General features: G+C 52.3%; 18 protein-coding genes. 12 read left to right on the top strand and 6 right to left on the bottom strand.

All coding sequences use genetic code 11. The annotated features are described in order from the left end of the window. Window positions 1–101 precede the first annotated feature (101 nt). Window positions 102–1,247 carry an organic solvent ABC transporter permease gene (locus tag MWU62_RS15490; RefSeq protein ID WP_247115739.1) on the top strand — a complete coding sequence of 382 codons (1,146 nt, stop codon included), beginning with the start codon at window positions 102–104 and terminating at the stop codon, window positions 1,245–1,247. 12 nt (window positions 1,248–1,259) lie between these two features. On the opposite strand, the gene MWU62_RS15485 is transcribed toward MWU62_RS15490, so the two are convergent. The 3 genes from MWU62_RS15485 to MWU62_RS15475 form a co-directional block, all read right to left on the bottom strand. After that, window positions 1,260–2,570, bottom strand: a complete 1,311-nt coding sequence (locus tag MWU62_RS15485) for an HD domain-containing phosphohydrolase (RefSeq protein WP_348645654.1) — start codon at window positions 2,568–2,570, stop codon at window positions 1,260–1,262. 165 nt (window positions 2,571–2,735) lie between these two features. Further along, a complete protein-coding gene (locus MWU62_RS15480; RefSeq protein ID WP_247115737.1) occupies window positions 2,736–3,356 on the bottom strand; it encodes a hypothetical protein in 621 nt (206 codons plus the stop codon). 38 nt (window positions 3,357–3,394) lie between these two features. Further along, entirely contained in the window at window positions 3,395–3,673 is a 279-nt protein-coding gene (locus MWU62_RS15475; RefSeq protein WP_247115736.1) for a PilZ domain-containing protein, read from the bottom strand. Window positions 3,674–3,895: 222 nt separating this feature from the next. On the opposite strand from MWU62_RS15475, the gene MWU62_RS15470 reads away from it, so the two are divergent. After that, window positions 3,896–4,912: a Fe(3+) ABC transporter substrate-binding protein gene (locus tag MWU62_RS15470; RefSeq protein ID WP_247115735.1), complete on the top strand. Its 1,017-nt coding sequence runs from the start codon at window positions 3,896–3,898 to the stop codon at window positions 4,910–4,912. 202 nt (window positions 4,913–5,114) lie between these two features. After that, window positions 5,115–6,803 carry an iron ABC transporter permease gene (locus MWU62_RS15465; RefSeq protein ID WP_247115734.1) on the top strand — a complete coding sequence of 563 codons (1,689 nt, stop codon included), beginning with the start codon at window positions 5,115–5,117 and terminating at the stop codon, window positions 6,801–6,803. Between the two features lie 12 nt (window positions 6,804–6,815). On the opposite strand, the gene MWU62_RS15460 is transcribed toward MWU62_RS15465, so the two are convergent. Continuing rightward, a complete protein-coding gene (locus MWU62_RS15460) occupies window positions 6,816–7,307 on the bottom strand; it encodes a thioesterase domain-containing protein (protein ID WP_247115733.1) in 492 nt (163 codons plus the stop codon). A 127-nt stretch (window positions 7,308–7,434) separates the two neighbouring features. Then, window positions 7,435–9,102 carry an AMP-binding protein gene (locus MWU62_RS15455; protein WP_247115732.1) on the bottom strand — a complete coding sequence of 556 codons (1,668 nt, stop codon included), beginning with the start codon at window positions 9,100–9,102 and terminating at the stop codon, window positions 7,435–7,437. A gap of 240 nt (window positions 9,103–9,342) precedes the next feature. Here MWU62_RS15455 and MWU62_RS15450 point away from each other — a divergent pair, with 240 nt between their 5' ends. From MWU62_RS15450 to MWU62_RS15440, 3 genes are all read left to right on the top strand, one after another. Continuing rightward, the gene (locus tag MWU62_RS15450; RefSeq protein WP_247115731.1) at window positions 9,343–10,317 is read left to right on the top strand and encodes an ABC transporter substrate-binding protein; all 975 of its coding nucleotides are present in this window, start codon (window positions 9,343–9,345) and stop codon (window positions 10,315–10,317) included. A gap of 69 nt (window positions 10,318–10,386) precedes the next feature. After that, a complete protein-coding gene (locus MWU62_RS15445) occupies window positions 10,387–11,289 on the top strand; it encodes an ABC transporter permease (protein WP_247115730.1) in 903 nt (300 codons plus the stop codon). Between the two features lie 9 nt (window positions 11,290–11,298). Then, entirely contained in the window at window positions 11,299–12,093 is a 795-nt protein-coding gene (locus MWU62_RS15440) for an ABC transporter ATP-binding protein (protein ID WP_247115729.1), read from the top strand. Window positions 12,094–12,142: 49 nt separating this feature from the next. Here the strand turns inward: MWU62_RS15440 and MWU62_RS15435 are convergent, their stop codons facing one another. Further along, the gene (locus MWU62_RS15435) at window positions 12,143–12,961 is read right to left on the bottom strand and encodes a DUF6160 family protein (RefSeq protein ID WP_247115728.1); all 819 of its coding nucleotides are present in this window, start codon (window positions 12,959–12,961) and stop codon (window positions 12,143–12,145) included. 612 nt (window positions 12,962–13,573) lie between these two features. Here MWU62_RS15435 and MWU62_RS15430 point away from each other — a divergent pair. The 6 genes from MWU62_RS15430 to MWU62_RS15405 all read left to right on the top strand — a co-directional run bounded on the left by MWU62_RS15430 (window position 13,574) and on the right by MWU62_RS15405 (window position 19,602). Continuing rightward, window positions 13,574–15,712 carry an adenosylcobalamin-dependent ribonucleoside-diphosphate reductase gene (locus tag MWU62_RS15430; RefSeq protein WP_247115727.1) on the top strand — a complete coding sequence of 713 codons (2,139 nt, stop codon included), beginning with the start codon at window positions 13,574–13,576 and terminating at the stop codon, window positions 15,710–15,712. 29 nt (window positions 15,713–15,741) lie between these two features. After that, window positions 15,742–16,437, top strand: a complete 696-nt coding sequence (locus tag MWU62_RS15425; RefSeq protein WP_247115726.1) for an NrdJb — start codon at window positions 15,742–15,744, stop codon at window positions 16,435–16,437. A gap of 587 nt (window positions 16,438–17,024) precedes the next feature. After that, window positions 17,025–17,315, top strand: a complete 291-nt coding sequence (locus MWU62_RS15420) for an IS66 family insertion sequence element accessory protein TnpB (RefSeq protein WP_247115367.1) — start codon at window positions 17,025–17,027, stop codon at window positions 17,313–17,315. Next, on the top strand, window positions 17,312–17,656 hold the full coding sequence (gene tnpB, locus MWU62_RS15415; protein ID WP_016915087.1) for an IS66 family insertion sequence element accessory protein TnpB: 345 nt from the start codon (window positions 17,312–17,314) through the stop codon (window positions 17,654–17,656). Before MWU62_RS15420 ends, tnpB begins: the two co-directional genes overlap by 4 nt. Before the next feature lie 28 nt (window positions 17,657–17,684). Then, on the top strand, window positions 17,685–19,337 hold the full coding sequence (locus tag MWU62_RS15410) for an IS66 family transposase (protein ID WP_247115368.1): 1,653 nt from the start codon (window positions 17,685–17,687) through the stop codon (window positions 19,335–19,337). After that, window positions 19,327–19,602, top strand: coding sequence for a hypothetical protein (locus tag MWU62_RS15405; RefSeq protein WP_247115369.1), 276 nt, complete (start codon window positions 19,327–19,329; stop codon window positions 19,600–19,602). Before MWU62_RS15410 ends, MWU62_RS15405 begins: the two co-directional genes overlap by 11 nt. Window positions 19,603–19,631: the final 29 nt, after the last annotated feature.

Here is a 19,631-nt window from a genome sequence, read left to right as displayed (position 1 = left end):
CCCCGATTTGCCTCCCTATAATGCGGTGACAACAATTTACAGAAGGCCGTCCACCGCTGCCCAGCTGGCGTGCCCCAAACTCAGGGAATGTACAACGAACCATGGCTGCCGTTCACCTAGCTCGCCCATTAATTACCCTGCCCCGCGTGTTTTTTGCTGCTTTGTTTATCAGCCCGCTACTGTCCGGATGTTCAAGCAGCGATGGCAACAACAGCAGCGATACCAATACCGGTAAAATAAACGATCAGGGAATCAGCGGATTAACCTACGAGACCGCCAGCCAATCCGGTACAACAAATGCCGAAGGCCAGTTTCAGTACTATCCGGGAGAGACTCTCAGCCTTAGTGTTGGCAACCTGCCAATAGCCGAGGGTGTGCCAGCACAAGAGTGGATTACACCGCTGGAGTTCTTCCCCGATATCCGTACCCAACTCATGACACCCGCCGTTGATGAGGAAGGTCTCAGCACCCATGTAGAAACAGAGCAGCTACTTCTTAGAAACGTACCACTGACCAATCTCACACGCTTCCTGATGCTGTTAAACTGGACAGCCAATATCGAGGAAGGTGAAAGCATTGAAATACGTGACCGCGTTGTCGAACAGCTAAATGCAGCCCTGCCCAATCTCACTGCTCCGATTGATTTTTACGTTAGTGAAGCCGAGTTCGACGCAGCCGGCAACGCACCGTCTCCTGCAAACCAATTGCTAGCCGCCATATGCTTTTATCCAGAAGACGATGAGTTATGTACAGCGCCCCCAACAGAAGACGATATTGAGACCGCGCCGATACGCCCGGAAAACGAGGACGACTGGGACGCTGATGTGGAATACCAACAAGATTTGCGCGCCAAAAGGCAACGCATTCTTGACTCGGTACGCTCCATGGAAGACATAGATGCGGAAGATGCTAGGGCCTATTTGACGCAAGAGCTAGACAGCATAAAAACTGAAATTGGAAAGCGATACTATCTCGATAAAGATACCGCTGAATCCCCGGCCAGCGACACCGCTATCAAGCAAATCAAGATTCGCCGCATTGACAGCACTGCTGAGCTTTCAGACATAGAAGCCATAACGACGCGCCCCCAAGATGTCGTTCTGCACTCCTATAGCTGGCAAACGGCGGAGGTAGAGTATTTTGTGGCCGGTCCCGCCGGTGGCGAATCCGAGATCGTGATTAGCTTTTTGCCCGAGGATACCTACAGGTGGGTACGGAAGACACTTAGAGTGATTATTACCGAGTGATATGGCGCGGGATTAGCGGCTAATAAACCGACTGATATTCCAACGGGATTCTGCGCCGGTTACATCGTGACCGGCCGGGTTCAATCCCTCGGTTCCGTGGGCGAGGCATTCCTTGATCGCCAGTACCTCGGCCGCTGAACGGCTTTTGTTGAATTTTGCCAGATCAATAACTTTAGCGGTTTTTAGCGGCGTGTGATGGCTATCCGTCATAACCATGACTCTGGGCCATAGCCTACGCTCGGGAGAGTGCGAAACCACTACGCCACGCTGGCCATCCGTTAATTCTACAAGACTTCCTGAAGGGTAAATCCCGATCGCCTGAATAAAACCCTCTACAAGCTCATCCTGAAACTCAATATTCCTCATATCATAAAGCAAGGTTACAGCTCTTGCGGGAGTCATCGGCTCTACAACGCTTTCACGAGGCTCAATTAGCGTTTCGAAGAACTCGGCAAGCCCGGCGATTTTAGCCAGTAATGGAATCCTATCGCCGCGAATGCCTTCAGGAAAACCTGAACCGTTATGTCGCTCCCGATGCCCCTGAACAACGCTCATTACTGCCCGTGAGAGTCCGCTGTCCTCAAGCATTGCAACGCCTTTCTCAACATAAGTCCGATACACGGCATATTCTTCAGCATCATGCTGACCTTCCCGGCTGAGCAGGTCTTTAGACAGCTGGACTTTACCCACCTGAGATAACATGCAGCCCAAGCCAAGATGGTTCAACAGCCCTTCGTTCAGCCCTAACTGTCGCCCGCAAACCAACGCCCAAACGGAGGTGTTGAGAGCATGCTTATATACGTGGTTGTCGTGCTGGTGAACACGACTTAGCCACAGCAAAGCATCTGGTTGACGAACAACGCTTCGAACCATCTTACTGATAATCGAAGCAACCGGGCGCAGGTCACGCTTTTCTTGAGTATTTACCGCAGCATATAAGCGCTCAAGCGCAACCCCAGCATCTTCGAGTAAATGCTTTGAGGTTTTCATCTCACGTTTTAGCGTGGTGATCGTCTGATATTTTACAGGTTCACGAATGCTTAATGGCGGAAGATGGAGCTTTTCGCGGCCGTCATTCTTACGCTGGACTTTGGATCCGAAAGCTGGGCGAGCAATCCTCGAAAGCTCAACCGAACCACGGGTTTCTGCAACATCAATAGAAACCCATTTGCAGTATGAAACCAAAGCACGAATATCGTCCTCGGAACGGATATGAAAGCCCTGAATGGGAAACGGCGTCTGGTGCCACGGTCGATCAAGATCAGACACAAACATGCCCACCTCAAGATCATGTACCGATATTTTTTTCTGACAGACACCCACCGCTTCGCTCCCGAAGAGATACTTTTTGATTGATACTATGATCAAACGAATGCAGGGAATAGTCCATTACAATTTGGTAGCCGAAAGTTACAGCTTCGGCACAAAACGTAACGACAACTTTCAACCAGTAATGGACTGTATCAGTGTGACGGAGTTCACATAAAATCAGATTGGATCACACTCCGCACTATCAAACTTTGGCGGTCGAGCATTGAGAGATCCACGAAGTGTTTTGCGAGTATAAACGGTGTAGGGAACCGAAGATGCCCGAATATAATCAACATTTACGGCATCCTTTCCTTCACCCTTGGTCGCAGATGCCGGTTCGCACGCCACCAACAGCTCAAGCCGACCAGACACTGTGGCTATTCGTGCTTGCGGGTCACTTGCATTTACAGCCATACATTGGTCATTCGAACTTGCAACCTGACCTTCAGATGTTAAACGATCCAGGTTGCTATCCCCGCAGGCGCGGATACCTTCGCCACAACTCCCAGCCTCTGCATGGCTATCGTCAAACAACCGCCACACTCGCTCGCTACACTGGGTTTCAAGTGTTATCGGCGTGGCCCGGTTGGATAAGAACCACCAACCGGGATACTCAGCGCTCTGCCAAGACACCCTGACGGTTCGCGGTTCGCCCTGAGAGTTCTCGGCCGGAAACATGGCGTAGTGGGAGTAATACGTTGCACAACCAGACTGCACCATCAATAACCCAGCCATGACCAAAAAGCGCGAAACGCCTTTGGTCAATCTTTGAAATTGGGAATTGGTTATGAGTCGCACGTTATTCCTTAACGACAATCTCACGGTAGGACACCTATTCAATCGGCACTTTCATCAAATTGTAACCCATAACCATCGACGGTTTTGCGAACGACCACCATCTTTAGCACTGGGGCCGGCACAGGAAGACCTTGTACCTGAACATCCACCTTGTCCCCCATTTGCGGAGCGAACGGCTCATCATCAACCACGATGAATACGCCGCCATCTGAAATATCACGAGTAGAGAAAGTAAACTCTCCCAACGATTCATGGGTTATTTTCACCTTGGCACTCATTGCGGTGCGACAATGTATTCTGCGGTCATCTACAGCCATCGGCAAGGTTCCACTGCTTCACTAAGGTACGTTGTAGATTTCTGTGTTATTGCGAATCATATCTTTTATATATTAAACAGAAGAATAACACTATTTTGAGGGATTACACCAAAGGGAATATTGACTTCGGGCGAAACACAAATGAGAATGGTTGGCGTTTCTTGACAGCTGTATAGCTCAAATGCAGCTGCGACCCCAACATTCTCTTCTAAGGACGACCTTATGCGCATGAAACTCGCTGCAACTGCAGCAATCGCCCTAACTGCTTTACCTATTGCTGCCTCAGCAAGCGACGAAGTGAATATCTATTCTTACCGCCAAGCTTATCTTCTTGAACCGCTACTGAATGCGTTCGAGAAAGAAACCGGCATCAAGAGCAACGTGGTGTTTGCGAAGCAAGGTCTAGCCGAGCGCTTGGAGCGCGAAGGCCGTAACAGCCCTGCGGATATCGTGATGACAGTGGATATTTCGCGCCTCAACGAACTGGTAGAGCGCGATCTTGTTCAAGAGCTCGACAACGACGTGTTGGAAAAGAACGTCCCTGAGAACCTGCGCCACCCGGATGGCAAATGGTTTGGCCTCACTACCCGGGCCCGTTTGATTTACACCTCTAAAGAGCGCGTTGAAGAAGGCGAAATCACAACTTACGAGCAGCTTGCAGATGACAAGTGGGAAAACCGTATTTGCACCCGCAGCGGCAAGCACCCGTACAACATCGCCCTGATTTCATCCATGATCTCGCACCACGGCGAAGCCGAGACAGAAACTTGGCTCAAAGGCCTAAAAGACAATCTGGCCCGCAAGCCCCAAGGCGGTGACCGTGACCAGATCAAAGCTATCGCAGAAGGCGTGTGCGACATTTCTATCGGAAACAGCTACTACTACGGCAACATGCTGCAGGACGAAAGCCAACGCCCGGCCGCAGAAGCTGTTCGATTGGTGTTCCCTAACGCCGACGGCCGTGGTACTCACATCAACATCAGCGGTGTCGCTCTGACCAAGAGCGCTCCTAACCGTGACAGCGCTGTGAAACTGATGGAATTCCTCTCGTCTCCGGAAGCTCAAGGTATCTACGCAACAGCAAATACCGAGTATCCGGCAAACCCGAATGTGCAGCCGACAGGATTAGTTGCAGAGTGGGGCAAAATCAACCCAGACAGTTTGTCTCTGCAAGAGATTGCTGACAAGCGTAATGCAGCCGTTAAACTTGTCGACCGCGTAGACTACGACGGCGAATAAGTGTTTTTATGAAGGCGGCAGTGCCGCCTTCATTTTCACTTCTAGCAGTTCTCAATCACTATCAATCACAGGAACAAATGATTCTGATCATTGCAGCGGCAATTTGAGCTGACTACAATCGTCAACCTTCGGTCTGGCTTACCTCTTTACCAAAGAACCAGAGCCGTCGTTTTACCTCTTCCATTTTTATAACAGGAACCCTATGAGCGAGGCCGCGACCAGCGTTAACCCCGGGCTTACCCAGCCCTTGCTGGCAAAGCGCACCTCCCGCCGCTGGCTGTTCAGTGCCCTATTAACTACAGCCATTGTTGCCTTGCCGGTACTCTCCGTTATATTTCTGGCTTTTTTCCCGGAAGAGAATATCTGGCCGCATTTGCTGGACACCACCCTACCCCGCTATCTAGTCACAACCATCAAGCTGATGGCAGGCGTTGGCGCGATTACCTTGGTCATCGGCCTTTCAACCGCCTGGGCGGTTACCATGTGCGACTTCCCGGGGCGCAAGTTTTTCGAATGGGCCATGCTACTGCCTTTCGCTGTACCGGCCTATGTAATCGCTTATGTTTACACCAGCCTTTTGGATTACGCAGGCCCCGTACAGGGCGCCTTAAGGGACTTATTTGGCTGGACCAACGCAGCAGACTATTGGTTTCCTGAAATCCGTAGCCTGGAAGGCGCTACGCTAATGATAGGTCTGGTACTCTACCCTTACGTTTACCTCCTTGCCCGCGCTGCTTTTTTAGAACAGTCCCCGTCTTTGTTTGCTGTCAGCCGCAGCCTTGGCCATTCAGCGCTGAGCACTTTTTTTAAAGTAGTGTTACCCATCGCTCGCCCAGCTGTTGCAGTAGGCCTCTCGTTAGTGCTGATGGAAACGCTGAACGATTTCGGCACCGTGGATTTCTTTGCGGTACAAACACTCACTGCCGGTCTATTCGATACTTGGATGAACCTCGGGAATCTCGGTGGTGCCGCCCAAATAGCCACAACCATGCTTATCTTCGTTGTTATTCTCGTTACGCTTGAGCGCTACTCCCGGCGGCGCCAGCAGCAGTTCGCAGCAAGGGATAACCGCGACCCTATACGCAGGTTTACCATGTCGTTCCCACGACAGCTCATCTGCGTTGCCGTTTGCGCCATACCCGTAGTGCTAGGCTTCGTAATTCCCGGGGTTACACTTGGCGTGTATGCCTGGGAGTATTTTGGTGAAAGCTGGAATCCGGATTTCATCCGCAACACCTTCAACAGTCTTTTTCTTTCAGGCACCGCAGCACTAACCACGCTTTTGATCGGTATTACCCTCGCTTACAGCCGCAGGCTTCATAACACCCGTGGAATGCAAGTGCTCATGCGTCTTTCAAGCTTAGGGTATGCAATGCCGGGCGCAGTGCTGGCTGTTGGGGTGATCGTGCCTTTGGCAGGTTTTGATAACTGGCTGGACAGCTTAATGCGGGACTATTTTGGCGTAAGCACTGGCCTACTGCTCAGCGGCTCCGCTTTCGCCATTGTGTTTGCCTACACCGTGCGATTTCTGGCGGTATCAGCAGGTAGCGTGGAAAGCGCTCTGCAGAAAATCACTCCGAGTATGGATATGGCCTCCCGGTCTCTGGGGAACAGCCCTGGCAAAACACTGGTAAAGGTACATCTCCCCATGCTGCGCGGTACATTGATAACCGCTGCATTAGTGGTTTTTGTTGACTGCATGAAGGAATTACCGGCTACGCTGATACTTCGGCCGTTTAACTTTGAAACTCTGGCGACCTATGTGTACCAATTTGCCTCTGACGAGCGCCTGTATCACAGCGCCTTGCCCGCGCTTATCATTGTATTGGCAGGCATCATTCCAATCATCCTGATGAGCCGTTCAATCTCCAACACCCGTTCTATGGCGTAATGCGCCGTCACCTCAAAGCTGGGGCGCTAGCTTTGAGCGAGCATCTTGAACCACAAACCGACCTTGAAACACGGCCACAGGATCACCTTGGGGTAGGTTGTTCGGCGTTCCGCAGAATACCTCAGTGGTCAAATCCAGACGTCCTTTGCCGTGCCTTGCAAGACTCTTTCTGAAACGTTCCGGTATCTCATCGCCCGGCAGGCGGCAAATCGCGTAGAAATCTGAGGTCACCGGGTCCAGATAATCAATACTGCCGGTCTGTACCACCACGTTGCCCTTTAAACCGAGATCGGCCAGTGCAAGCTCCGTAAGCCCCCATGCGGCGGTTACAGCCACCGAGTAAACGCTACCACCAAAACCGGTGCCCTGATGGTTGGTGTTAGGCGCGAGCGGCGCACTGATAAGCAGTGAACTTCCATCCCAGAAATGCAATTCGATACCAAGCGCACGGGAAAGCGGAATTTCCTCATGAATACGCTTTTGGAATGCAGAAAGCTGAGCCATAAACCCCTCCTAATATGAGTTAATTCTATGCCCGTCATCCGCTTTTCCCTATGCGACCAATGTCGGCTCTAAAACGAATCAGGCCCGGCTTAGCCGGGCCTGATCTGAACACACTACAGCTTGCGCATTACTGCCAAACAACCTTCTTACGCTGCGCGTACCACTCGTTTACCTGATTCTCATAGGTGTTTTCAACAACGTTCCGCTTGAGCTTCAACGTTGGCGTCAGGAAGCTGTTCTCAATCGTCCACTCGTCGCTAACAATGATCACAAAGGCCAACTGCTCGTGGGGATCCACGGTTTTATTCACCGTTTCGACCAGCTCCGTCAATTCCGCTTCAAGCTCCTTGCGCACATTCGGATCACCAACCGTTGGTCGAATACCTTCGGCTAACTGAATCATGGCAAAGGGCTGTGTCTGGTTAGCACCAGACACGCAAACCAATTCAATCGACTGGTTTGCCATCAGCTTGTTTTCAATCGGCGCAGGCGCAATGTACTTACCTTTGCTGGTTTTGAAAATTTCCTTCATCCGGCCAGTGATTTTTAGGCGACCCATCTCGTCGATTTCGCCCTTATCGCCGGTTTTCAAATAGCCGTCTTCTGTAAAGGTAGATTTGGTGTTTTCCTCATCCTTATAGTAGCCCATCATAGTGGCTGGGCTCTTGATTAGGATTTCACCTTCAGGGCTTATTTTAGTGTCTACGCCTGGCATGGATTCGCCAACATACCCCGTGCGGGAACGCCCCGGCTTATTGATATGCGAGTAGGCAAAGTTCTCGGACATCCCGTAGCCTTCAAGCAGTTCCAAACCAAGGTTTCGGTACCAATCCAACACATCTCCAGCCAGAGGTGCAGAGCCACTACCGGCCAGCTTCACTTTATCCAGCCCAAGCCCTTTGAGGACTTTTTTCTTGATCAGCTTGCTGACTACCGGGATTTTCAACAGCTTATTGAGTTTCTTCTGTGGCAGCTTTTGCAAAACGCCCTGCTGAAACCTAACCCACAGTCGCGGTACCGATAGGAACAGCGTTGGTTGGGCGCGCTTCATATCGTCAACAAACGTGTCGAGAGACTCTGCAAAGAACAGATGAAATCCAGCGTACAAAGATGCCAGCTCAACAAAGGTACGTTCAAACACGTGTGCCAGCGGGAGATAAGACAACATGCGCTCTTCAGGACCTACCTGAAGGACTTCCATGCCACCCTCGGCGGCAAAAGCCATATTGCGGAAGCTCAGCATCACGCCTTTAGGCTTCCCTGTGCTGCCTGAGGTGTACACGATGGTTGCCAGCTCATCCGCATCGCGCTGAACGTTTTCTTCCAGAGGCGGGTATTTGGCAACAATGTCATCCCAGGTTTCAAAATCGTTAGGTGGGCTCAAAGGGTAAGAAATGCAGCGAACAGATTCCGGTACACCCGGCTTCATCATGTCCCAGTCATCCAGCTTGCCAACGAATAGAACGTCGCATTCTGCGTGGTTCAGAACGTATTTCACTGTGTCGGCATTCAGCGTGGGGTACAAAGGCACAGAAATGTGCCCGGCCATCCAAATGGCCCAGTCAGTCATGATCCAATGCGCGCAGTTCTTGGAAATCAGGCCAACACGGCTCTTTTCTGGTAAGTTCAGAGATTTTAGATAAGACGCCATACGGCGAGCTTCATCAACAGCTCTCCCCCAGGTGTATTCAACCACTTTGCCGTCGCCAATAGGCTGAGTCATATACAACGAGTTCGACTTGACGGACTCCCAGTGATAGACCATATCCAGCGGAAGTTTATTTTTTGTTTGCATGAACTTTCCTTGCATTCGTTATTTAATTTATTGGGGGCATTATTTAGACTTTAGTAGTGTATTTCAACACATTATGGCCCGCTAAAGCGTGACTCAGGCCAACAGATGAGAAACTCACCTAGAGAATGTCAGATCAGGCCATCACCACACTAACATGACCTATCACCAAGTTGGTGGTGCTGTGATAAACTCTCGCACCTTATTACCGCAAACACTGTAACAAACCTCGGAGATAGGCATATGGCCAAGAAAACACTGCGCACCCTGCTGGGCGCGTCATTAATGGCGTTGACGAGTCTTTCAATGGCTGCAGAGCCTCGGGTTGTCGCAATTACACAGATTGTAGAGCACCCAGCGCTAGATGCTGTTCATCAAGGCGTTAAAGATAAACTGGCCGAACGAGGCTATAAAGAAGGTGAAAACCTGAAGCTCATGCATGAAAGCGCGCAGGGTAACTCCGCCATTGCCTCCCAGATTGCCCGCAAGTTCGTGGGTGAAGGTGTAGATGTGATTGTGGCCATCGCAACCCCGTCCGCACAAACCGTTGCTGCTGCCGCCCGTAATATCCCTGTTGTGTTTGCTGCCGTAACCGACCCAGTCGGAGCCAAGCTGGTGAAGAGTGCTGAAGCACCGGGTGCGAACATTACCGGCGTGAGCGACATGCTGCCTATTGACAAACATTTGGATATGCTCATGCGTATGGTTCCGGATGCCAAGCGCATTGGCACTGTATACAACCCTGGTGAAGCCAACGCGGTGTCATTGATTGAACTGCTCGAAGAGCGCTTGCAAGCCCGCGGCCTACCTTTGGTTAAAGGTGCCGCAACTAAAACGTCTGAAGTACTGGGCGCGGCCCGTTCATTGGTGGGCAAAGCCGACGCCATTTACCTCACTACCGATAACACCGTGATCAGCGCGGCAGAAGCCGTCATCTCTGTAGGCGAACGCGCTAAAATCCCGGTATTTGCAGCCGACACAGCTACCGTTGCCCGTGGCGCTGTTGCAGCATTGGGTTTTGATTACTACGACCACGGCCGCCAAGCTGGCGTAATGGTTGCGCGCATTCTTGAGGGTGAGAAGCCGGGGGATATGGCCGTAGAAACCATGGAAAAACTCAACCTGTTTGTTAACCCGGAAGCTGGCGAGCGCATGGGCATTACCTTGTCTGATGACATCATTGCCGAAGCTGCAGAAATCGTTGAGAGCGACAAGTAACGCCTGACTTACACGGGCGGGTTCTGTATAAAGGGCCCGCCCGTTTTTCTACCACAGCGAATCTTTCCCATGCTCAGTGAAATTGCATTTTACGGCGCAGTTGAGACTGGCCTTATTTATGGCCTGGTTGCGTTCGGTATTTACCTCTCTTTTCGTGTACTCGATTTCCCGGATCTGACCGTAGACGGCAGCTTTCCTCTAGGCGCTGCAGTTGCAGCCGTGCTTATTATGGAAGGCTGGAACCCCTGGCTGGCAACTGGCTCAGCCGTTCTGGCTGGCATGGCTGCCGGTGCAGTAACCGCCATTCTTAACGTAAAGCTGAACATTCTGAACCTGCTGGCGTCCATCCTCACGATGATTGCGCTGTATTCCGTTAACCTTCGGGTTATGGGTCGGCCGAACATCGCGTTACTTGGTGAAGAAACCGTACTCACGCCTTGGTACTCGCTAGACCTCGCCTACCATCAGGTACCGGTGCTTCTGTTTTCGATTGTAATCCTTATCTCCCTGATACTGCTCTGGCGATTCATGAAGTCAGAAACCGGTCTCGCCATGCGCGCTACCGGTGCTAACCCCAGAATGGCACGCGCTCAGGGCATAGCCACTGGCACTATGATTATTCTTGGTGTTGCCGTCTCAAACGGCATGGTTGGCCTCGCCGGTGCGCTGTTTGCACAGAGCCAAGGCGCAGCAGACGTAACCATGGGTGTTGGCGTCATTGTTATCGGCCTAGCATCACTGATTGGTGGCGAAGCGGTCATAACACCATCTACCGTTGTTCGCGCTTTGATTGCATGCGTGGTTGGCGCCATCATTTACCGGCTGGCCATTGCCTTTGCTCTGAACGCCGATTTCCTCGGTTTACAGGCTCAGGATCTAAACTTGATAACAGCTGTACTGGTTACTCTGGCCATCGTGTTGCCTGGCGTTCGCAACTCACTGGTTAGCAAACTCACCCGCAAAAAAGCCTAAGGAGGCAATATGATCACTGCAACCGACCTCCGGCTTACCTTTGGCAAAGGCACCCCGCTGGAAAACCCCGCACTAAGAGGCATGAGCCTCACCGTCAATCAAGGTGAATTTGTTACCGTAATTGGCAGTAACGGGGCTGGCAAATCCACCTTTCTGAACGCTCTGGCGGGCGAAACTCTGGTCGATAGCGGCACCATTGTTGTCGACAACGTGAACGTAACCAAATTGCCAACCCACAAACGGGCGGGCCGTGTAGCGCGGGTATTTCAAGACCCACTGGCAGGCACCTGCGAAGGCTTGAGCATTGAGGAAAATCTCGCTCTCGCCATCAAACGCGGCCAGCGCCGTGGGCTGAGCACAGCAGTAAAAAAGCAGTATATGGAGCGGTTTAAGGAAAGCCTTTCCTCCCTAAACCTAGGGCTGGAGAACCGCCTGGGTGACAAGATGGGCCTACTCTCGGGAGGCCAGCGTCAGGCTGTCAGCCTGTTGATGGCAAGCCTTACACCATCTGCCATTCTCCTGCTAGATGAGCACACCGCAGCGCTGGACCCCAAAACGGCGGCCTTCGTATTGGCGCTCACCACAAAAATCATCGAAGACCAAAAGCTAACCGCATTGATGGTTACCCACAGCATGAAACAGGCGCTGGAAGTTGGCACCCGCACAGTCATGCTGCACCAAGGGCAAGTCGTGTTTGATATTGAAGGCAAAGACCGGGAAGGTCTGGAAGTAAAAGATCTACTGGAGTTGTTTGAAAAACAACGCGGGCTTTCAGTGGATGACGACAGCCTACTGCTTGGCTAACGAAAAGCGGGAGCCTCGTGAGCTCCCGCTTTATTTACTGCACTAACCTCTAGTGACCGTAGATACGCATTGCGGTATCCGTAATCGCCAGATTGTCCACAAAGATACTGCCAACGGACTGCTGGCCAACAATCAGCTCGTTTATCCCGATATCGGCCTCGAAATATGGCATATCAATCGCCAGGGACGACCAGCCGTTAGAGAACCGTGCACCTTCGTAGATATAAAGATCCACCTCGGCAAACAGATCCAGCGGGCTTGGGAAAGTGCGGTCGTAATCGGCACCGGTTATTTGCATGCCGCGAACGCCAATGCCCAGAAACGGCACATCAAACTGCATATTCTCTATCGCAAAAGCCGTCCTGAAGCGCATTATGTCTGAGGCCGTATCAATACGAATCGAGCCGCGCGCCATCAAGCCTTCCGCTAGAAAATTATCAATCAGATCGGTGTACTCATTGCTTCCATTGGTCGCCGCCAAATACCAAGCCCCTGTGGTCACTCGGAAATCAACGGCAGCAAAGTTGGTAGGCGCAATATTAATGGCAGCATCGCCATCGGCAAGCACATCAATATCGATACGGATGTTGTCCAGACGGTCATTGGCAGTAGACCCGCTAATCCCATTAAACCCGAAAAAATCCGTGCGCTCCGCACCCCCGATACTGATGTTCTCTATGGCCAAGGCACCCTCATCAAAATAAAGGAAACGGCCGATATCAATCTTTGTCTCAAGTTCAATGCTCACGCCTGCCTGCCCCGTGATGTCACCCATCATAGAATCATCCAAGCGTTGTATCTCAGCCATGACTGCAGGCGGAGCCCCTGCAATACACAGCGCTAGCAATGTAGGTTTCAGGCCTTTCATTGTTCTTTTCCTTTTTATGGTCGTTATCACCTCCTGTGGGCCACTACGATGCTCGACTCCACATCGCTACTTTAACGACACGCTTATTCTGAGTACGTGCAGAAGTCACAGATTGTGTGAGTTTGTTAACAGAATTAGCCTGAGTGGTACATTTTTTAGTCACAACATATAGTAATTCTTAGCTTTTCCACTCAAGCGCCGGATTTCCCAGAGTTTTCCTTCTTGCAAGCCATTCTCCATTGATTTTCTTTGCCGGAAGTCACTTATCAATAGTCCCGCTTAAATTCACAAACCACTATATCCTGTTATACTCCCTTGAAAATAAAACTACATATAGGGCTAACAGCTGTATAGCAAACATACGCCCAAACACGCCTTCCCGCGGTCAAAGCCCCACAGGCTGCCGCAATCGGGGCGTATTTATTGAGTGCTAGGGCGTTACCTCAGATTATCGCAAGCACCACATATAGTGTTTTTTTTCGGCGAGAAATTGAAAACAGCATAGAAAGCAAGAGCGCCAGCCCAGATTTTGCGGCGCTCTACGCTCTACAGGGACAGCGCCAATAATCGGTGCCTTCGACAACAGACATACTTGAAGATTTAGGGGTGGCAATGAACGCTAAGGCAGAGGCAGTGGTTACAACGATTCCGATGCAGGAAACTTCGCTCGACATCTGGAACAGCAAATACCAGCTTAAAACCAAGACCGGCGAACCTGTAGACAAAGACATCAACGCCACATACCACCGCGTTGCTACGGCCTTGGCGCAAGTCGAAAACAAAGACGTGCGCGCCGAGCAGATGAAGAACTTTGCCTGGGCCCTCAAAAACGGCGCCATTCCCGCAGGCCGAATTACCTCCAACGCCGGTGCCGAAGCGCACAAGCCTGCAACCTCCACCATCAACTGCACCGTATCTGGGTCCGTTCAGGATTCCATGAACGACATTCTGGAGAAAAACCACGAAGCAGGCCTAACCCTAAAGGCAGGCTGTGGGATTGGTTACGAATTCTCTACCCTGCGCCCTAAAGGTGCTTATGTTGCTGGCGCCGGCGCAACCACATCTGGCCCGCTGTCATTCATGGATATCTTCGACCGCATGTGCTTTACCGTGTCTTCTGCTGGTGGCCGCCGTGGTGCGCAAATGGCTACCTTTGACGTTCACCACCCAGACGTAATCGACTTCATTCAGGCCAAGCGTGAAGATGGCCGCCTGCGCCAGTTCAACCTGTCCTTGCTGATCACCGAAGACTTTATCGAAGCCGTTCGTAACGACAGCGACTGGCATCTCTCCTTCCCGGTTACCGAGAAAGAAGTAGCGGAAGAAGGCCTAGACCTCACCGATCCAAACCAATTCGTATATCGTGACTTCCCGATATTAGATGGCTATGTGGTTAACGATGAAGGCAAGGTGGCGTGCCGTATCTACCGCACCCTGAAAGCCCAGCTCATCTGGGACACCATCATGACCTCCACCTATGACTACGCAGAACCCGGCTTTATCCTGATCGACAAGGTCAACCAGATGAACAACAACTGGTTCTGCGAAGACATCCGCGCTACTAACCCCTGTGGTGAGCAGCCCCTACCCCCCTACGGCAGCTGCCTGCTGGGCTCTGTGAACCTGACCAAGTTTGTGGATTACCCGTTCACTGAAAAGGCCAGCTTCAACTATGAGAAGTACCGCAAGGTTGTGGGCATCTTCACCCGCATGCTGGACAACGTAGTAGAAATCAACGGCCTGCCACTGGCCGAACAGCGCCACGAAATCACCTACAAGCGCCGTCACGGCATGGGCATTCTGGGCTTGGGCTCAACTCTTGCCATGCTGCGCATGCCATACGGCTCGGATGAATCCGTACAGTTCACCGAAGATGTAGTACGTGAAATGGCCGTAGAAGGCTGGCGCCAGTCGTTGGCCCTGGCAGAAGAAAAAGGCGTTGCGCCCATCATGGACGACGACTTTGAAATTACCCCGAAAATGATGGGTAAAAACCCTCAACTGGCCAAAGATGGCCACAATATCGGCGATAAACTGCCAGGCCGCGTGCTGCACGCCAAATACAGCCGCTACATGCAGGAAATTGCCAAAGTTGAGCCTGAGCTGGTTGAAAAGCTGGCTGAGAAAGGTGGCCGCTTTACCCACCACACCTCCATTGCACCCACTGGCACCATCAGCCTGTCGCTAGCCAACAACGCCAGTAACGGCATAGAGCCAAGCTTCTCGCACCATTACGCCCGTAACGTCATCCGCGAAGGCCGTAAAACCAAAGAAAAAGTCGACGTATTCTCCTTCGAGCTGTTGGCCTACCGGCACCTAGTTAACCCAGGCGCCATGCCCTTCTCTGAAGAAGCAGACAAAAAACTGCCCAGCTACTTCACCACCGCAGATGATGTAAGCCCGGCACAGCACGTAGACATCCAGGCCGCGGCCCAGAAATGGGTAGACTCCTCGATCTCCAAAACCGCGAACGTACCGACCGACTTTGAATATCAGGACTTCAAAAACATTTACCTCTACGCCTACGACATGGGACTGAAAGGCTGCACCACCTTCCGCTTTAACCCGGAAGCCTTCCAGGGCGTACTGGTAAAAGAGAAAGACCTTGAAAACACCCTCTACGAGTTCACCCTCGACGACGGCAGCAAAGTAGAGCTGAAAGGCAACGAACAGGTAGAGTACGATGGCGAAATGCACACCGCCGCCAACCTGTTTGACGCGCTTAAAGAAGGCACCTACGGAAAGTATTGATCCGGAACACCGACACAGGACATTTAGAAATGACAGTTAAAATCAGCAATAAAATTGTCGGCTACCGGGTAAAGAAAGCCGACACAGATGCTCCCAGCGAACAGCAGGCAGCACAGCCGGAATCTTCCTTGGTGAAGATGAACGAATACATCGAACGGCCGGAATTTCTTGTAGGCACCACCTACAAGATCAAACCACCGGTGGCCGAGCACGCGATGTACATCACCATCAACGACATCATACTGAACGAAGACACAGACCACGAAAGCCGTCAGCCGTACGAAGTGTTCATCAACTCCAAATCCATGGAGCACTTCCAGTGGGTAATCGCCCTCACCCGCGTAATCTCTGCGGTATTCCGCAAAGGCGGCGACCTTACCTTCCTAGTGGAAGAGCTGCGCTCCGTATACGACCCCAACGGCGGCTACTTCAAAAAAGGCGGCGTATTCATGCCCTCCTTGGTAGCTGAAATTGGCGCGGTGATCGAGAAGCATCTGAAGGCCGTAGGCCTGATGGAAAGCGAGGAAATGAGCGAAACCACCAAGCGCATCCTCGCCGAAAAGCGCGCGGAGTTTGAAGCCAACAACGCCAAGGCAACCAACGACGACAAGGCTGGCGACTTCCCACCCAACGCCACCATGTGCGGCAAATGCAGCACTAAGGCGGTAATCGTGATGGACGGTTGTGCGACTTGCTTGTCTTGTGGTGATAGTAAGTGTGGTTGAAGTGCGTGATTGATAGGTAAAACAGAAAGGCCCTTAGCTTGCGCTTCGGGCCTTTTTTGTTTGTGCCCTCACCCACTGCGACCGTGTAATCGCGTGACCGCTTCGCTATTGAGTAGTGATATTACAAAATTTGATGATTTGACGCTGGTAATTGCTTGGTTTTAGGCCATTTTTTTGAACAGACTCTTAAGATTATTGAATAATAACGAAGCGTACTTTTGCGGATATCAAAGATCTCTAATCACGAAGTGGTCAGTCTAACAAGCTGTTAAGTTTACAAGGAGATTTCATTGCAGGCAGCTACTATAAAACTTTTCCTCGTGCACGGAAGTCCAAATGGGCTAAGAACCGCCGAGCTCTCCAATTGGTCTGGAAAGGCTATCGCCGCTCCTCGTACTGAAATATCCGAACTACTCAAGCGGGCGTGGCCAAGCATGGAATTAGCATTCGGTTGGCGTGTGTGGTGTACGGCATCAGCGAGACCTGCTATCGCTACCAAGCAGTAAGCGTTCATTCCAAGACGTCCTGCCACCTCGCTGAAATTCGCCCTACAGTAACCTCACATTTTCCAACACGAGGTTACCCCCATGAGAAAGCACCGCACGTCAGAACAGTGGCAGTCCCTGGTCAATCAACAACGTGATAGTGGTCTGTCAGCACCGCAGTTTTGCAAACGGGAGAGTATCGGTTACGCCAGTTTCTGCAACTGGCGTAAGCGCCTTTCTGACCCGTCGACGGATGAGTCATCAGGTTCCGGTGAAGCCGGTTTTCTCGATCTCTCGTCGTTGATGGGCAACTCTCCATCCTCCGGCCCAACCTGGAACATTGTGCTCAGCCTGGGCAACGGTGTGGAGTTGCGGCTGAGCCAGAACGGATGATCGGGCTCGATAGCCAGGCCCGGATCTGGCTGTGCACCGAGCCCACCGATATGCGCAAGTCGTTCCGGGGCTTGAGCGCTCTGGTCCGGAATCAGCTAAAACACGATCCACTCAGTGGCCAGTATTTCGTCTTCGTTAATCGACGTAAAACCCAGATGAAGATGCTGTACTTTACGGCCACTGGATATTGCCTGTGGGCCAAGCGCCTGGAGCAGGGACAGTTCCGGGTGCCGTTGTCCGCCTCCGGTCAGCGAGCCCTGACCCTGACGGATCTGCAGCTGCTGATTGACGGCATTGAGGTGCAAAAATACCGTCAATTCAAGCGTTTTCGAGGGGTATAAACTGTGCGGTTCCGGTATAATATCAGCCATGAATTCAACGGCTTCCACTCCTCATTCCAACGCAACTTCTGACTCGGCTCTGGCCGAGGAGAATGCGTTGTTGCGGGCGCAGCTGGATGCCCAAACGGAAGCGATTCGGCAGCTGACCCATCAACTGGACTGGTTCAAAAAGCAGCTGTTCGGCCCCAAATCCGAGAAGCAGGTCTATGACCTACCGGGGCAGGATGACCTGTTCCAGCCGGAGGACGCCCCCACGCCGGAGAAGCCTGCTGATGAAGAAAAACGCATCATTAAGGCCTACCAGCGCGGCACCGGCAAAAAGCAGCGGGACGACGACTGTCTGAACGACACCGGCCTGCGCTTTACCGCCGATGTGCCGGTGGACGTCATTGAACACCTGCCACCAGAACTGACCGGCCCAGAGGCCGACCAGTACGAAGTGATCGGCAGCAAGACCACCTACCGGCTTGCCCAGCGGGCTTCCAGCTATGTGGTGCTCAAGTGCGAACGTCCGGTGTTCCGTCGTAAGGGAACCGAGAAGCCGATGACAACTCCGGCTCCGTTCAATGTGCTGGACAATAGCCTGGCCGATGTCAGTCTGCTGGCCGGGTTGCTGGTAGACAAGTTCCAGTTCCATCTGCCGCTGTATCGTCAGCATCAGCGTATTCAGCAAGCGGGTATTACCGTGAGCCGCAGTACCCTTACGAATCTGGTTAAGCGTACCATCGACCTGCTTCGGCCCATTGTGGATGCACAGACCGACAGCGTCTTGCGCAGCCGGGTGCTGGCCATGGACGAAACGCCCATCAAGGCCGGCCACCAGGGCCGGGCAGGCCCGCAAAAAGGCAGGATGAAAACCGGCTGGTTCTGGCCGCTGTACGGCGATGCCGACGAAGTGGTGTTCACCTACTCGAACAGCCGCGGGCGTGCCCACATCGAAGACGTCCTCAGCGAATCGTTCAGCGGCACTCTGATCAGTGACGGTTACGCGGCTTATGCCCGCTATGCCGCCGCTCAAAAAGATATTATCCACGCCCAATGCTGGGTGCACAGCCGCCGTTACTTTATCGAAGCGCAGAAGGATCATCCGGAGAAGGTCTCCGACGCACTGCAACAGATCGCGAAGTTATACCGGAATGAAGAGGCCATCAAAACTCAGGGGCTGACGGGTGAGAAGAAACGCCAGTACCGGCTGGATCACTCGAGGCCGGTGGTCAGCGGCTTCTTCCAGTGGTGTCGGGATCAGTTGGAACAAGGTGGCTTGGTGCCCAGCGATCCACTGACCAAGGCCCTGAACTACGTGCTGAGCCGCGAAGCCAGCCTGACCGTGTTCCTGGAAGACCCCGACGTACAGCCAGACACCAACCACCTGGAACGGGCCTTGCGGCCCATCCCAATGGGCAAGAAAAACTGGATGTTCTGCTGGACTGAATTGGGTGCGGAACATCTGGGGATCATCCAGAGCCTGATCAGCACCTGCAAGCTGCACGATATTAACCCCTACACTTATCTGGTGGACGTGCTGCAGCGAATCAGCCAGCATCCGGCCAGTGAAGTCAGCGACCTGACGCCCCGACTCTGGAAAACTCGATTCGCAGAGAACCCATTACGGGCACTAATCGAACCACGCCATCCTGATCGACAGAGCAAACAACCGGAGGTTAGCGTCCGTGCGCATTGACGACATGAGCATCGAGCAGTTGCTGGAACTGAACCAGATCATCTGCCAGCGCATTGATGAACTGCGGGATCGGGAAAATCTGCAGGCACTGAGTCAGTTGCGGGTTGGCCTGAAGGTGACCTTCGAGGGCCGGGAAGGTCCGGTGTTTGGGATCGTCACCAAGATTAACCGCAAGAGTGTGATCGTGCTGGGCGATGATGGCAGGACGCAGTACAAGGTCTCGCCAGAGTTACTACGGCCACTTCGTGATGTGAAGAAAAAGTAGGTCAACTACGTCGTGGAATGAACGCTTAC

Origin of the sequence: Marinobacter sp. S6332 (assembly GCF_023016045.1) — a bacterium.
Classification (GTDB): Bacteria; Pseudomonadota; Gammaproteobacteria; order Pseudomonadales; family Oleiphilaceae; genus Marinobacter.
Note: the sequence above shows the minus strand (reverse complement) of the source record. Positions and strands in the feature narration are given on the sequence as shown.

Bases quoted from the DNA above. Each gene is read 5' to 3' on its own strand.
- MWU62_RS15490 (WP_247115739.1), top strand. From the start codon at position 102: ATGGCTGCCGTTCACCTAGCTCGCCCATTAATTACCCTGCCCCGCGTG.
- MWU62_RS15475 (WP_247115736.1), bottom strand. From the start codon at position 3,673: ATGGCTGTAGATGACCGCAGAATACATTGTCGCACCGCAATGAGTGCC.
- MWU62_RS15470 (WP_247115735.1), top strand. From the start codon at position 3,896: ATGCGCATGAAACTCGCTGCAACTGCAGCAATCGCCCTAACTGCTTTA.
- MWU62_RS15465 (WP_247115734.1), top strand. From the start codon at position 5,115: ATGAGCGAGGCCGCGACCAGCGTTAACCCCGGGCTTACCCAGCCCTTG.
- MWU62_RS15460 (WP_247115733.1), bottom strand. From the start codon at position 7,307: ATGGCTCAGCTTTCTGCATTCCAAAAGCGTATTCATGAGGAAATTCCG.
- MWU62_RS15455 (WP_247115732.1), bottom strand. From the start codon at position 9,102: ATGCAAACAAAAAATAAACTTCCGCTGGATATGGTCTATCACTGGGAG.
- MWU62_RS15450 (WP_247115731.1), top strand. From the start codon at position 9,343: ATGGCCAAGAAAACACTGCGCACCCTGCTGGGCGCGTCATTAATGGCG.
- MWU62_RS15445 (WP_247115730.1), top strand. From the start codon at position 10,387: ATGCTCAGTGAAATTGCATTTTACGGCGCAGTTGAGACTGGCCTTATT.
- MWU62_RS15440 (WP_247115729.1), top strand. From the start codon at position 11,299: ATGATCACTGCAACCGACCTCCGGCTTACCTTTGGCAAAGGCACCCCG.
- MWU62_RS15435 (WP_247115728.1), bottom strand. From the start codon at position 12,961: ATGAAAGGCCTGAAACCTACATTGCTAGCGCTGTGTATTGCAGGGGCT.
- MWU62_RS15430 (WP_247115727.1), top strand. From the start codon at position 13,574: ATGAACGCTAAGGCAGAGGCAGTGGTTACAACGATTCCGATGCAGGAA.
- MWU62_RS15425 (WP_247115726.1), top strand. From the start codon at position 15,742: ATGACAGTTAAAATCAGCAATAAAATTGTCGGCTACCGGGTAAAGAAA.
- MWU62_RS15420 (WP_247115367.1), top strand. From the start codon at position 17,025: ATGAGAAAGCACCGCACGTCAGAACAGTGGCAGTCCCTGGTCAATCAA.
- tnpB (WP_016915087.1), top strand. From the start codon at position 17,312: ATGATCGGGCTCGATAGCCAGGCCCGGATCTGGCTGTGCACCGAGCCC.
- MWU62_RS15410 (WP_247115368.1), top strand. From the start codon at position 17,685: ATGAATTCAACGGCTTCCACTCCTCATTCCAACGCAACTTCTGACTCG.